Source organism: Hymenobacter yonginensis (assembly GCF_027625995.1).
GTDB classification, from domain to species: domain Bacteria; phylum Bacteroidota; class Bacteroidia; order Cytophagales; family Hymenobacteraceae; genus Hymenobacter; species Hymenobacter yonginensis.
In genome coordinates, this window is record NZ_CP115396.1 from 3,009,903 (window position 1) to 3,023,750 (window position 13,848).

Sequence of the window (13,848 nt, forward strand, 5' to 3'; positions counted from 1 at the left end):
CGCTGCTGCACGATTTCAACTCAGATTCCTCGCTCCGCTCGGAATGACAATCTATCCTCTATTCCCATTATGCTGTATCTACACAAACTCCGCTACCTGCTTCTGCTGCTGATTGTGGCAGCCTGCGTGGCGCTGTGGCCCGGCGTGAAGGCCGCCATGGTGGTCGATAACAGCCTTTCCACCTGGTTTCTATCCGGCGACCCGGCTTTGCGCGAATACCACGCCTTCCAACAGCGCTTCGGCAACGACGAAGTAGTGATTCTGGCCGTGCATGATGTGCAGCCGGTACTTTCGCCCAAGTATCTGGCTGCCTTCTGGCACCTCACCCGCGAGCTGGAAGCCCTGCCCGCCGTGGCGGGCGTGAACGGGCCCGGCAACACCCAACTGCCCGGCCGGGGCCTGGCCGGCTCCTCGCGGCAGCTGCTGATGCCCGGCACCACGGCCGCCGAAGTACGGCAAACACTGCATCCGCTGCCCACGCTGCGCCAGAGCCTGTTTTCCGACGATTATCGCACGGCGCGCTTTATCATCCGGCTGCGGCAAATGCCTGATTTCGATGACCGGCGCGGCGAGATTCTGGCGCAGGTGCAGCGGGTGGTAGACCGGCACTTCCGGCCGGAGCAGGCCCACCTGGGCGGCGTGGGCATCGTGTACGCGGGCCTCAATGCGCTGTCACAACACGATTTTGGGCTTTTTCTGGGGCTGGGCTATTTGCTGATGTTCGGGGTGCTGCTGCTCATTTACCGCAACCTGCTGCTGCTGGTCTACATGCTGGGCATCGTGGGGCTGGCCACCTACGTCACGTTTGGGGTGTACGGGGCGCTGGGCTACCGCGTAAACCTGATGACGGTGCTGCTGCCCATCGTGCTGATTCTGCTCGGCATCATGGATTCCATGCACGTCATCAACGAGCGCAACCGCCTGCGCACGCCCACCAGCCCCGCCCGCCACGACGCGCTGCAGGCTTTGCGCAACGTGTTTGCGCCCTGCCTGTTCACCATGCTCACCACCGTAGCCGGGTTCCTGGCGCTGCTCTCGTGCCCGATGGCCATTCTGCGCAACTTCGGGATGTTTGCGGCGCTGGGTATCGCGCTATGCCTGGTGTTTACGTTTTTGCTGGGAGTGCTGCTGCTGCCACTGGCCAAAGCCCCGGCCCGCACCGCCGCCGCCACCCACTCGGCCGCCAGCCGCATGGTGGCGTTCTACCAGTATCTGCTGGCCCGGCCGCGCTTTTTTGCCACGCTTTCGGTGCTGCTCACGCTGGCGCTGGCTGCCGGCCTGCCCCGCCTCCGCTCCGACACCTACACGCTCGGCTACCTGCCCGCCACCCACCGCGTCGTCACGGACCACGAGGCCATTGAAGCCAGCTGGGGGCCCTACATGCCGCTGGAGCTGCTGGTGGAGCCCCGCCCCGGCCACACCCTGTCGGACGTAGCCGTGGTGCAGGCCACCTTCACCTTCGCCGACTCGGTACGGCGGCTCAGCGGCGTAGGCCAGGTAACAGGGTTTCACTCTTTGTATCAGGCCGGCCTCGAAGCCCAGGTGGGTCGTAAGGCTACCCGCCTGCGGGCCAGCCAGGGCGCTTTGCACGCCGTGGAGCGGCAACTGGGGCTGGAGTTTCCGGCGCTGCTGGCGCAGTTCGTGCACGCGCCGTCCGGCACTGGGCGCGTCACGGTATCAGGCCGGATGCTGTCGGCGCGGCAGCTCACAGCTAAAGTGGATACGCTACTGCAGATTGCGCAGGCTACACTGGGGCCGGTGGCTACGGTGCGGCCCGCCGGCTACCAGCCGCTCTACGCCAATATCGTGGCCTACGTCACTGAGTCGCAGACCAACAGTCTGCTGCTGTCATTCGGGCTGGTGTTTGCACTGACGTGGGCGTTTATCCGCAGCTTCCGGCTGGCACTGCTCACGGTGGTGCCCAACCTGTTTCCGGTGCTGGTGCTGCTGGGCGCCATGGGCTGGCTGGGCATCCCGCTCGACACGGCTACGGCCAGCATTGCCTCCATCGTGCTCAGCTTGTGCGTCGATGACACCATTCATTTCGTGTACAGCTACCAGCAGCACCGCCGCCACGGCTTCACGCCCGCCCAGGCCCGCCTCACTACCATTGCGCACGTCGGCCCCACCATCGTCCTGACCAGCGTGGTGCTGTTTCTGGGCTACGCCGTCATGACGCTGGGCTCCCTGAAAACCGTACAGCTGTTTGGCCTGCTCACAGCCATTGCCGTAGCCGGCGCCTTCTACGGTGAGCTGGTTATCTTCCCGCTGGTCCTGAAAAAATACGACCCGGAATAAGCACAGGGCCTATTCCGGGTCGCGGGACATTTGAAGAAAGCCTGCCGGCAGCCGGCTAGAGCGTCAGGTTGAGGCGGCCGAAATAAAAGGCCCCGCTGTAGCCAAACTGGTTGGAGCTGTACAGGAACCGGCCCCGGTTGGTGGCGTCGAGGGTGGAGTAGGCCAAGCTTTGCGGGTTGTTGTTGGGGTCCTGATAGAGGCGGTCGGGGTACACGTCGAACAGGTTGTTGACGCCCACACTCACGCCCACGTTCTTCAGCACCTGGGCGCTGAGCACGAAGTCGGTAATCCACTTGGCCGAAAACGTCTGGTCGATGAAGGCGCGGTCGGGGTTAGCATCCTTGGTCTGCACCTCGCCGAAGCGCACGGTGCGCAGGTTGGCACTGAAGATTTTGTAGCCGTAGTCGGCGCTCAGGTTGATTTTGCTGCGCGGCTGGCCGTTTTCGAGGCGCGCCCGCTGGGCCCGGTCAAACAGCGTGTTCTGCAGCGTGGGGTTGGCATCAATGAAGCCGGAGCTGTTGAAGCTACGCACCTTCGTGGCGTTGAAGTTGGCGGCGGCCGTCAGGGTCAGGCGGCTTTCAGTGCCCAGAGTCAGGCGCTCATTGGCTACCACATCGAGGCCGCGGGTGCGGGTGTTCACGGCGTTGGCAAAGAACTGGATGCCCTGCACCGGCAGCGTACCCAGAATCTGAGCTACGGCCGCGTTGCCGCGGTTGTACTGGCTGCTGAGCACGATTCGGTCCCGGATGTCAATCTGGTAGGCATCCACGGTAAGCGTGATGGTACGCAGCACCCGCGCCGTCAGGCCCAGGCTGTAGTTCGTGGATTTCTCCTGCTTCAGCGAGCCAATCCCGAAGGAGCGCGTGAGCGGGCTGTCGTTGTTGGTGGTCAGCACTTCGCGCAGCTCGCCGCTATTGAACTGGGTGCTGGAGTTGGTGAAGTAGCGCTGCTGCAGCGAAGGCGCCCGGAAGCCGTTGCTGATGGCGCCGCGCACGGCCACGTCGGGCAGCACGCTGTAGCGGGCGGCCAGCTTGCCGCTCACGTTGCTTCCGAAATCGGAGTAGCGCTCGGCGCGGCCGGCCACGCTCACCAGCAGCTTTTCGGTGATATCACTTTCCAGATCAACATAACCGGCCACGTTGGTGCGCGAACGGTCGGTGGCGTCCTGCGGGCGGTAGCCGGCAAAGCCCTGCGAGCCCGCCGCCGCATAGGTAGCCGGCGTGCTGCCGGAGGCCGGCGTGATAATGCGGCCCTGCTCGTTGATGCCGTTAGCGTAGGAGCCCAGCTCGCCAGCCTCAATCTGGAAGTTATCCACCCGGAATTCACCGCCGAAGGCCACGTTGAGGGTGCTCAGCACCGGCAGTTCCAGGAACTTGCGCGAGAAGCCCAGGTTCACGGTGTTCTGCTGAAACAGCAGCTCGCCGGCGTAGAACTCGGTGGGGCTGGTGCCCAGCGGCAGCGAGGCGTTGAGCGTGTTGCTGATGTCGTAGCGCAGGCTGTTGCGGCCGTAGGTGTTGCTCAGGTCGGCCTGGAAGCCCAGCACCCGGCCCCGCACACCCGTAATCAGCGAGGCGTCATCCACGGTGCTGTTGATGAACGGCAGGTAGCCGTTTGGGTAGAGGCCCAGGTCGATTTGGGTGGTTTGGGTGGGCAGGCGGTAGAGGGCGCCGCCGCGGCCGGTGCGGCGCGTGAGGCCGCCGGCCACGTAGGCTTCCAGCTCCTGAGCCGGCAGCAAGGTGTAGGCTGCGTTCAAAAAGCCGCCGTAGGTGCGCGTGTCGGAAGCGCCTACCCGAATGTTGCGGCGGTTGAAGCCGTTCTGGGCCACCAGCGCGTCGTCCTGGGCCTTGAGGGACAGCTTCTGGTCGTTGGTGAGGCCGCCAGGGTAGTTGCCGGCGCTGGTGCCTTTGTAGATGAGCGGGGCCGTGTCGGTGCCGCTGCGGTCGAAGTAGCTGCGGTTGCTGAACTGCCCGCTCACGTTCACGAAACCGCGCTTGTTCAGCCCGAAACCGGCGTTGGCATCGGCCTGAAACAGCTGCCCGTCGCTCTCGGTGGTCTGGCCGGCGGTGCTGCTCACGTTCACGCCGGTGGTGTCGTCTTTGAGCTGGATGTTGATGACGCCGGCAATGGCGTCGGAACCATACTGGGCCGCAGCGCCGTCACGCAGCACCTCAATCCGCTTGATGGCGGCCGGCGGAATGACGTTCATATCAGTGCCCACCGAGCCGCGGCCGGGCGTGCCGTTGATGTTCACCAGCGCCGACGTATGCCGCCGCTTGCCGTTCACGAGCACCAGCACCTGATCGGGCCCCAGGCCGCGCAGCGAGGCCGGGTCTACGAAGTCGGTACCGTCGGTTACGGTCTGGCGCGTGCTCTGGAACGAAGGCGCGATGTACGTCAAGATCTGCGTGACGTCGGTTTGTGCGTAGGCCTTGATTTCGCGGGCCGAAATAACGTCGACCGGCGCCGTGGTCAGGATGTTGGAGCGGCCTTCGGTGGCGCGCGAGCCGGTTACCACCACCTCGTTGAGGGCGGTCTGGTTGTCGGCGAGGCGCACGTCAACGGAGGTGCGGCCGTTGAGGGGTACCTGCTGCGTCACGGAGCCAATGGCCGACACCACCAGCGTGGCATTGGGCTGCACGCTCAGGCGGTAGCGGCCGTCAGCGTCGGTGCTGGTGCCGTTGCTAGTGCCCTGCTCCAGCACGGTCACGCCGGGCTGGCCCTGGCCGGTGGTGTTGGTTACGCGGCCCGTCACGGGCACGGTCTGGGCAAAGGCGGCGTAGCTGGCCACCGACAGGGCCGTGACTAGGCCCAGCCGCGTTGCGGATAGATTATTCATGTCAGAAAGAAAAAAGAAAACAAGCCAGGGGGCCGGCCGCGCCCTGCGGGGCGGCCGTGCCGTTCACACATCCGACGCACCGCCTTTGGCGGGGTCCGTTCAGCACAATCCGGGAAAAGAAAGAATATCAGCGCAGCCCTATGTACGCACTACCGCGCTGGTGGTTGGCGCCAGCCGGCGCAGCCTCAACAACAGCAACAGCACCCCGCCGCCACACCTGCGGAAGCAGGCCGGCAAATCGGCATCGGGGAGAAAGCGGGCAGGTTGAGCAAGTACATCAGGCGGGCAAACAGAAACCAGGGTGCCGGCGCACAACCGCGCGCCAGAACAACCCCTGCACTACCGCTTACGGCGCCGAATGTTTCGCGAACGGAAAAAAACCAACGTCAGCGCGCCACACCTACTGCACCAGGCGGCGCACCAGCAGCAACGCCCGGGTGGCCCACTGCTGCATATGCAGGCCGGAGTAGTGCAGGCCGTCGGACGCGAACTGGGCGGGGTCGTAGCTGGTGGCGCGGGTCAGGTCGGTGATGTCGAGGAAGGCCACGCCGGCCGCCGCGCACTCCTGCCGGGCGGCATCGTTGAACTGATCGATTTCCTGGCTGATGGCGGCCTGCGAGTAGCTGCGGCCCATCCGCGACTGGCCCCAGTCGGGAATAGACAGCACCACCACGCGCCCGGGCCGCCCGCCAGCCAGCCGGATGGCCGTTTGCAGCAGCTCCCGAAAATCGGTGCGGTACTCCGCCAGCGGCAGTCCCTGAAACTGGTTGTTCACCCCAATCATCAACGACACCAGCTCGTAAGACGCAGGCGGATTGGCGGCCACAATGGCCTCGCGGAGCTGCTCGGTGGTCCAGCCGGTGCGGGCAATGATGTCGGGCTTCTGCAAGCCCTCGGCCTGGGCCAGCCAGGCCAGCTGCACGCCCCAGCGGTCGGCGGCCGGTACGCCCTGCCCGATGGTGTAGGAGTCGCCGAGGGCCAGAAACCGCCGCGTGCCCGCCGGGGCCGACACCGGATCTGCCGCGGGCGGCAGCGCGGCTGGCGCTGGTGTTTCGGCCCCACAACCCAACGTGAACAGCCAGACGGAAAACAAAACAAGCAAGCGGGACATGGGCAGCGGCGCAACTACGTGAGGCCAACGTACGGCCCCACCGCGCCGCCAGATTGCCCGGCATATCACCCCACAAAAAAGCGCCGCCCGGAAACTACCGGACGGCGCTTTTTTCACAGAATCCACGGCCAGCCCCGGCGCAGCAGCGCGCCGGCAGCCAGCCGCGCTACGCTAGCCGATGGCTTGCTTCAAATCTTCAATCAGGTCTTCCACATCCTCGATGCCCACGCTCAGGCGGATCAGCGAGTCGGAGAGGCCGGCCTTGCGGCGCTCCTCGGCCGGAATGCTGGCGTGCGTCATGGTGGCGGGGTGGCCCGAGAGGCTTTCCACGCCGCCCAGGCTTTCAGCCAGCGAAAACAGCTCGAACTTCTCCAGCACGGCCACGGCGTCTTCTTTCCGGTCGCCTTTAAGCACGAAGGAAATCATACCGCCGAAGTCACGCATCTGCTTGGCCGCTACGGCGTGATTGGGGTGCTCCGCGAAGCCGGGCCAGAACACTTTCTCCACTTTTGGGTGGCTCTTGAGGTATTCGGCTACGGCGCGGCCGTTTTCGCAGTGGCGCTGCATGCGCAGGTGCAGGGTTTTGAGGCCGCGCAGCACTAGGAAGCAGTCCTGGGGGCCGGGCGTGCCGCCGCAGGCGTTCTGCAGGAAGCGCAGCCGCTCGTGCAGCTCGTCGTCCTTCACAATCACGGCGCCCATCACCACGTCGGAGTGGCCGCCCATGTACTTGGTCAGCGAGTGCATCACCATGTCGGCGCCCAAATCCAGCGGTGTCTGCAGGTAAGGCGTCGAGAAAGTATTATCCACCACCAGCAGCGCGCCAGCCTTTTTGGCCACGGCGGCGGCGGCTTCAATGTCGATGACGTTGAGCAGCGGGTTGGTGGGCGTTTCCACCCAGATCAGCTTGGTATTGGCCGTTACTTTCTCTTCCACGGCCGCCATGTCGTGCATCGGCACGAAGTGGAACTTGATGCCGTAGTTGGCGAATACCTTGGTGAAGATGCGGTAGGAGCCGCCGTACAGGTCGTTAGTGCTGATGACCTCGTCGCCGGGCTGCAGCAGCTTGATGATGCAGTCGATGGCGGCCATGCCCGAGGCGAAAGCCAGGCCGTGCTGGCCGTTTTCCAGCGCTGCCAGCGCGTCCTGGAGCTGGGTGCGGGTGGGGTTGTGCGTGCGCGAGTACTCGTAGCCCTTGTGGTCGCCGGGCGAGCGTTGCACGTAGGTCGAGGTCTGGTAGATGGGCGTCATGATGGCCCCGGTTTCGGGGTCGGGGTGCACGCCGGCATGGATGGCTTTGGTTCCGAATTTCATCTGGTACGACTAAGGTTCTGGGGAACTGGGGTTGGGCCCGCAAAGGTAACCACGCGCCGGTAGCATTGCCCGAGGCGCCCGCGGCCGGCCGGTGAAAAGCCGAACCCTGAAAATCAGAATTTTGCCGGCTCCGGTGGCTAAATCCTCCGGATGGCGTTCTATCTTGTTGGCAAAATTCTATTCACACTTTTTTTATCCGCTTGAAAACACTCCTACTCCTATGGGCCCTGCTGGGCCTGCCCGCCGCCGTTGCCCTGGCCACCCCCACCCCACCCGACTCCATCGACAGTGAGCGGCACTACATCGACTCGGTGCAGGCCACCCTGCACTACCAGACCGGCCTAATTACGTTGCCCGACGGCTTGGGCTCCATTACAGTGCCGGCCGGCTTCCGCTACCTCGATGCCAAGCAGAGCGAGTACGTGCTGACCAAGCTCTGGGGCAACCCCGATGGCGAGTCGCTGGGCATGCTGTTCCCGGCCGAACGCGGCCCACTCGATGAAAACAACTGGGCCTTCGCCGTCGAGTACGACCCTTCGGGCTACGTGGAAGACACCGACGCGGCCGAAATCGACTACGACGACCTGCTGGAGGACATGAAGGAGGCAACCGAGGAAAGCAACGCCGAGCGTGAGGAAGCCGGCTTCGGCCGCATCATGCTCATCGGCTGGGCGTCCAAGCCCTTCTACGATGCCAAGCTCAACGTGCTGCACTGGGCCAAGGAGCTGCGCTTTGCCGGCACCGACTACAACACGCTCAACTACAACGTGCGCGTGCTCGGCCGCAAAGGCGTGCTCAACCTCAACGCCATCGGCGACATGGGCCAGCTGCCGGAAATCCGCCGCAGCATCCCGCAGATGATCAAGAGCGTGGAGTTTGCCCAGGGCCAGCAATACGCCGACTTCGACCCCAAAATCGACGAGGTGGCCGCTTACGGCATCGGCGGGCTGGTGGCGGGCAAGGTGCTGGCCAAGGTGGGCGCCTTTGCGCTGCTGGCCAAGTTCTGGAAGGTGATTCTGGCGGTGGTGGCCGGCGGCTGGGCCTCCATCCGCCGGTTCTTCGGCGGCAGCTCCTCCGACGAGTAGGCGGGCCGGCCACGCTATGTAGCCTTCTGCCCCGTTCTTACGTTCTACCTTCGGGCCGGCGCCTTCACGCCGGCCCGTTTGTTTTCACTTGCAGTCTATGGCTTTTCTCCGGGAGCTTTTTCAAAAAAACGCCTCTACCTTTCTTTCCATGGCGCTGCTGGCGGGTTTGCCGTTTGTGGGCAGTTCGTCGCTGGGGTTCCTGCTCTACCGCAACCAGGAGCTGCTGCAGCACCCCACGCTGCTGCAGGCGGTGCTGTACTTCGTGGTTATCGGGGTGGCCATGGCGTTTTCGCTGCTGCACACCACGCTGGCCGTGCTCATCACCGGGTTTTACTTCGGCTGGGCCGGCTTCCCGGGCATGCTCATCGCCTACACGCTGGCGGCCCTCACCGGCTACCAGGTAGCCTCCAGCCTCGACCACGGCAAGATGCTGGCGTTTCTGCAGCGCTTCCCCAAAGCCGCCGCCGTCATGCGCGAAATGAAGACCGACAGCTGGAAGCTGGTGTTTCTGCTCCGCATCTCCCCGGTCACGCCGTTTGCCCTGATGACGTTCATTCTGGCCGTGATGGGCGTGGATCGGCGCCGGTTTCTGCTGGCTTCCATCGTGGGGATGCTGCCGCGCAGCCTGTTTTTCTACTGGCTCGGCACCAAAGCCCAGGATATTATGCTGCTGCTCCGCGACCCGGGCACTGGCAACGCCGGCAAAGTGCTGGTGGCGGTGCTGGTCACGGTGTCGCTGTTTGGCCTGTATTACCTTTTCAACCGCGCTATGCAGCGCGCGCTACGCCAAGGCACGAAAATCGAGTAAAAAAATCCAGCTGAAATTCAGCATCTTGCAGTCTTTCGCGAAAAAAAACCAGGCTAAATGCGGGACCCGGCTTGCACCGCCGGAATTTTCCCTGCTATCTTTGCACAACCAAAACGGATAAACGATCCGCCAAACGGTAAAAATGGTTGTGTAGCTCAATTGGATAGAGCATCTGACTACGAATCAGAAGGTTTAAGGTTCGACTCCTTACACGACCACATAGCAGCTCTAAAACACCCTGTAAACCAAGCGTTTACAGGGTGTTTCTGTTTTCAGGTAAAACATAGGTAAAACAACTGGTCATTTGGCGATAGCGGTGATGGTGGCCTGTGTGTGCTAACATGTCCCTATACCCCAACCCGGACCGCCAGCAGACATTGATGAGTGGTGTCACATCCGGCGAAGCTGTAATGGTACTCGCCCCCACGAGGCAGATGTTATGACAGAATCTACGAGTCACCGACCGCCGTATTCAGCCGCAATGATTGGTGGTCGAATAGGACGACTGAAAAAAGTACGCCCGCAGCCGAAGCGATAGACCGTTCAAGCGGTGGGTTTTGCATGAAAGTACACGCCGTGGTGGATGCTCTGGCTAACTGCCTGCACTTGGTGCTAACGCCGGGCAAAGCCGCCGACAGCCCGCAGTTGTCCGGCCTACTGGCCGCACAGCCCAGCACGGTGGTGGCTGACAAAGCGTACGACACCAATAATATACTGGAAGCCATTACCCTTCGTCAGGCCGCCGCCGTCATTCCGCCTGAAGTCAACCGGTTGAACCAGCGCGACTACTTTTTGGCCGCCTGAAAGAGGCCTGCGGCTTTGCCACCCGCTACGAGAAAACCGCTCTCTCCTTTTTAGCTGTGGCCTACCTGCTTGCTGCCCTCGATTAGATGCGTTAGATGTCCACACAGCTTAATGCAGGAGCCCCGCAGACAACTCAAAAAGTATTTACCCCTCACTAACTGCTCCTCACAGCAACCCGTAGTAATGCTGCATCACTGGGCTTGATGGGAAATCAGTTTTCACGGTTTCAAGTAGGGAGCGGATGGTAATGGTGTTACTGCCACCCTTTGCTAAATTTTCGAGGGCGTGATGCCATTGCGTATCACCGTCATCTGTTTGTTTTAAGAAACCAACTCTACCGCCAGCCCGCTTCCATACTTGTCGCTCCTCCGGCCCTCTTTCATACAAATCGGCAAGAATGGCGGAGAGTTTACCCCTACTCGGCGCGGAAACTAATAGCTCAGCAAGCGTATCGGCGGCGGATAAAGCATTGATTACCACAACTTCTGACTGCGGATGCGCTGCAACTGGGGCAACTTGTGCAATAGTGTTTGTACTGATTTGGTCATCCAGAAGTCGGGCCAGCATCTCGGCAGCGAAAGCGGCGGCGTTAGCGGCGGCAATGGGTTGCCAACCGGCTTGGTCGGAAGCTGTCTTATTCACCAGCAGGTCGGAAATACCGCGGATGACGATGCCTTTTGCGTGGTGCGAGTGAACGGGAGCTAGGAACCCATACCCTTCCATTTCTACAGCAATGGCTTGACTTACACTTTGGGCGATTAGCTTAAAGGTGGCGGAGCGGTTGGAAGCTACTACTTTCTCGCCGGCGGCAATGGGCTTTACTTCGGCTTTGTAATCATTAGCTGGTCCAAGTCGATGTTGCCACATTTTGTTGTTAGCAATGAATTTAGCCAACTCTGTAAGCTCGTGCGCTCCAGAATGAGTCTTGATACGGGATTTGTACTCTTCGCCGTCCTTCCCACCCTCGTAGTGCAATATTTCGGATGAGGCGACAACATCACCGAGGTTCACGTCTTTAATGCCGCCTCCTACGCCCACGAAGAAGGCGTAGCGGGGCTTGAAGTAGGAAAGGGCACGCTCGGTGGCCTGAGCGGCATCTACGTTTCCCGCACCAGACTCGGCCAAGGCAACTGAGAACTTACGCTCGTTGTGGTTGAAAATCCCTCGCGTGTAGCGGGTACCCGTTTCAGGGTGTCTTGTGGGCTGCGTTTCCGTTAGAATTTGCTGTACAGCGTTAAATTCTAGACCGAGCGCGGTCATTATTAGAACTTCGGTTGACATGTTGGAGGGTGAAAGTTGGGTCGGTGGAACCAGGGTTGAAGACTTGTAGTCAGCCCCCCCTGTGAATAGACTGGTGAACAAGTGTTTCCATCCACCAAGCTGACTTTCGCATTCGGCCAGAGCAAGGTGGAAATGCTTTTGGTACTTAGCCTTGTCCGCTACTTTCTGCGCAGACTGCGACCATCTTTTACTGTTAATGAGCCGACCGAGAGCTACCGCGGCTCTCGAATCAATAACTGTGAGGTTTGCCACATAGTCAGCTAGGTAATAGTCGGTCAGGTTGTCGCAGACAGCCTGCACGGCGAGAACGGCCGTAGGGTCGGCGCGGTATGTGTAAAGCAGCCGAGTGGTGAATGTTGGCTTTTGTACTTCTTGACGTAAGGTGCTTTCTATGAGTTGAGGATGCTGTCCACGCACCAGTTCGACAATGAGAGCATTAGCGGTTGCCAGCAAGAAAGCCGGACGAAAGGCAGACGGAAGCAGTGACCACAACGCCGGACGCTGGGGATGGTGTAACACGTTGGCAAACGACGACTTGGCAATAAGAGGCAGCAACGGGAAAGAATCAGTCGGGTTTTCGACCAGCAATCCTAAGTAAGCGTCAACCGTTGCAGCGGGGGTAGTCAGACCCGCAGTTAGCCGAGTTGAATGATGTACCGCGCACTCCCAGATTTGTCGCCAAGCGCGTTGCGCGAGGTCAAGGCTGGCCAGCAATGAAGGTCTTCTGACGCACGCAACGCCCGCCAATTCCATCAACTGGCTGTTGTCGGTTGCTAGGGCTAGGTCCAGCAGGTCGTCATCCGCCACGGTCTGGGCAAGCTTCGCCACATGCGGTGATGTATGACTACGGTGAGTGCTTTCTGCTGCTACCTGGCGTTGTAAGGCCTCGGCTGGAGGCAGAGTTACTGCAGCTACAGCGGCGTGTAATTCCCACCAGCCACGCTTGCGGCTCAGGGCAAGTAGCGGTTCAGCAACCACTTTGTCAAGTACAGCCGGCACCGTGGCGGCGAGCAGTGAAGCCGTTTCAGGAGCCGAAGCCAATGTGGCGAGCAGCTTTTTACGAGTGTCGTCGTAGTGCTGCACTCCCAGCCACCATGCGCGGGTTAAGGTTGGCGTGGGCTGCCGCAACAGGGCAGCAAGGGTAGCATCTATCCCCGTTCGCAACCACTGCTGATTTTCCGCGGCGTTTGGTCCCGTATCGAGGTCGAAGGTTTCAGTTATGGCGTCATCCGAACTGGTCGCGGCCGTTAACAGATTTTTTACACGGGTGGCAACGGCGGCTTCCAATGCTGAGGCGTCGGCAAAGGGCCTCAGTGAAAATTTTCGCAGCATTCTCAGTGGAGGCTCAGGGGTCGTAGCAATGACTTTGGCCACGCACTGTAGCACGGCAGCTTTCACGGATACCCCTTTGGATGGTGCGGGCTGAAGCACTGCCACATCACGCGCCAGTGACATCATCTCAGTCGCGGGTAACTCAGCCAAACGCCCGTAGTTTGTGAAAGCCCGTTCGTACTGCGTGAGGGCACGAAACTGAACTGGCGCAACCTCCAAAACGTCTAGGAAAACGCGAAACGGGGTGGCTTCGGCTGCATTCCAGAGCAGATGCTCTTGAGGCGATAAATCACTAACAGGATCTGCGTCAGCAATGGTAATCAGCGACCGGCCAGACCAACGCCCCGCCACCACTGGCGGTACGCCAATCAAAAGGCTGCTAACGGTCTCAGAAGCCGGCGGACTAAAGCGGGTTGCCCATGTCAGCAACGGGCGTAGGCTAGGCAGCATACCATTCCACAGACGTACCAGTAATGCCTCCATCTGCTCCGGCTCGGCGATTACTGCCACCGACGGCACCCCACTGAATAGCTGCTCGCCAACCTGCTGCAAGCTACCAGATACCGGCGCAAGGGGTAATTCAATTCGCTCGGCTGGCAAAAATGAAACAGGGGCTAGATTGGTACGGTTGGCAGCAGCGGGTAGCACCGGCAGCAGCAGGGACAGCACTGCCCCTAGGTCGGGCAGACTGGGTACCGCCTCCAATGGCAGTAGCAGTACGTGCGTAAAAACCATGCCGGAGCGAGCAGTAGCCACGTCGGGCCATGTGCGGCTAAGCAGGAAATATCCAGCAGTGGTAGCGGCGGACAGATAGGAAGAAATGCCCGGCGGAATTACATCGTTGCCAGGGCGGTCAGTAAAGCCAGGCAGAAAGTTCTGTAGCTGCTCACTGAGCGAAGTACTGCTGGCCAGGTAGCCGTGCGAAGTGCCCCTAACTGCCCCGTAGTAGGCTTGCTGAATAATGACGGGCGCGGCGGGCATT

General features: G+C 61.3%; 8 protein-coding genes and 1 tRNA gene. 5 read left to right on the top strand and 4 right to left on the bottom strand.

Annotation, left to right across the window (positions count from 1 at the left end; translation table 11 throughout):
- Nucleotides 1–69 precede the first annotated feature (69 nt).
- Complete coding sequence (locus O9Z63_RS12985; protein WP_270125674.1) at nucleotides 70–2,298, top strand: efflux RND transporter permease subunit; 2,229 nt, start codon at nucleotides 70–72, stop codon at nucleotides 2,296–2,298.
- Between the two features lie 55 nt (nucleotides 2,299–2,353).
- On the opposite strand, the gene O9Z63_RS12990 is transcribed toward O9Z63_RS12985, so the two are convergent.
- The 3 genes from O9Z63_RS12990 to O9Z63_RS13000 form a co-directional block, all read right to left on the bottom strand.
- A complete protein-coding gene (locus O9Z63_RS12990) occupies nucleotides 2,354–5,134 on the bottom strand; it encodes a TonB-dependent receptor (RefSeq protein WP_270125675.1) in 2,781 nt (926 codons plus the stop codon).
- 400 nt (nucleotides 5,135–5,534) lie between these two features.
- Entirely contained in the window at nucleotides 5,535–6,245 is a 711-nt protein-coding gene (locus tag O9Z63_RS12995) for an SGNH/GDSL hydrolase family protein (protein ID WP_270125676.1), read from the bottom strand.
- A 171-nt stretch (nucleotides 6,246–6,416) separates the two neighbouring features.
- Nucleotides 6,417–7,556 (bottom strand): cystathionine gamma-synthase, encoded by a 1,140-nt coding sequence (locus tag O9Z63_RS13000; RefSeq protein ID WP_044016341.1) that lies wholly within the window; start codon nucleotides 7,554–7,556, stop codon nucleotides 6,417–6,419.
- Between the two features lie 200 nt (nucleotides 7,557–7,756).
- Here O9Z63_RS13000 and O9Z63_RS13005 point away from each other — a divergent pair, with 200 nt between their 5' ends.
- The 4 genes from O9Z63_RS13005 (at nucleotide 7,757) to O9Z63_RS13020 (ending at nucleotide 10,253) form a co-directional block, all read left to right on the top strand.
- Complete coding sequence (locus tag O9Z63_RS13005) at nucleotides 7,757–8,641, top strand: DUF2167 domain-containing protein (RefSeq protein WP_270125677.1); 885 nt, start codon at nucleotides 7,757–7,759, stop codon at nucleotides 8,639–8,641.
- A gap of 148 nt (nucleotides 8,642–8,789) precedes the next feature.
- Entirely contained in the window at nucleotides 8,790–9,449 is a 660-nt protein-coding gene (locus tag O9Z63_RS13010) for a TVP38/TMEM64 family protein (protein ID WP_270125678.1), read from the top strand.
- 144 nt (nucleotides 9,450–9,593) lie between these two features.
- Nucleotides 9,594–9,667, top strand: a tRNA-Arg gene (locus O9Z63_RS13015).
- Nucleotides 9,668–9,983: 316 nt separating this feature from the next.
- Nucleotides 9,984–10,253 (top strand): transposase, encoded by a 270-nt coding sequence (locus O9Z63_RS13020; protein WP_270129271.1) that lies wholly within the window; start codon nucleotides 9,984–9,986, stop codon nucleotides 10,251–10,253.
- A 165-nt stretch (nucleotides 10,254–10,418) separates the two neighbouring features.
- Here the strand turns inward: O9Z63_RS13020 and O9Z63_RS13025 are convergent, their stop codons facing one another.
- On the bottom strand, nucleotides 10,419–13,847 hold the full coding sequence (locus O9Z63_RS13025) for a GAP1-N1 domain-containing protein (protein WP_270125680.1): 3,429 nt from the start codon (nucleotides 13,845–13,847) through the stop codon (nucleotides 10,419–10,421).
- Between the last annotated feature and the right edge of the window lies 1 nt (nucleotide 13,848).

Excerpts from the sequence above, each read along its gene's own strand:
- O9Z63_RS12985 (WP_270125674.1), top strand. The coding sequence starts at position 70 with ATGCTGTATCTACACAAACTCCGCTACCTGCTTCTGCTGCTGATTGTG.
- O9Z63_RS12990 (WP_270125675.1), bottom strand. The coding sequence starts at position 5,134 with ATGAATAATCTATCCGCAACGCGGCTGGGCCTAGTCACGGCCCTGTCG.
- O9Z63_RS12995 (WP_270125676.1), bottom strand. The coding sequence starts at position 6,245 with ATGTCCCGCTTGCTTGTTTTGTTTTCCGTCTGGCTGTTCACGTTGGGT.
- O9Z63_RS13000 (WP_044016341.1), bottom strand. The coding sequence starts at position 7,556 with ATGAAATTCGGAACCAAAGCCATCCATGCCGGCGTGCACCCCGACCCC.
- O9Z63_RS13010 (WP_270125678.1), top strand. The coding sequence starts at position 8,790 with ATGGCGCTGCTGGCGGGTTTGCCGTTTGTGGGCAGTTCGTCGCTGGGG.
- O9Z63_RS13025 (WP_270125680.1), bottom strand. The coding sequence starts at position 13,847 with ATGCCCGCCGCGCCCGTCATTATTCAGCAAGCCTACTACGGGGCAGTT.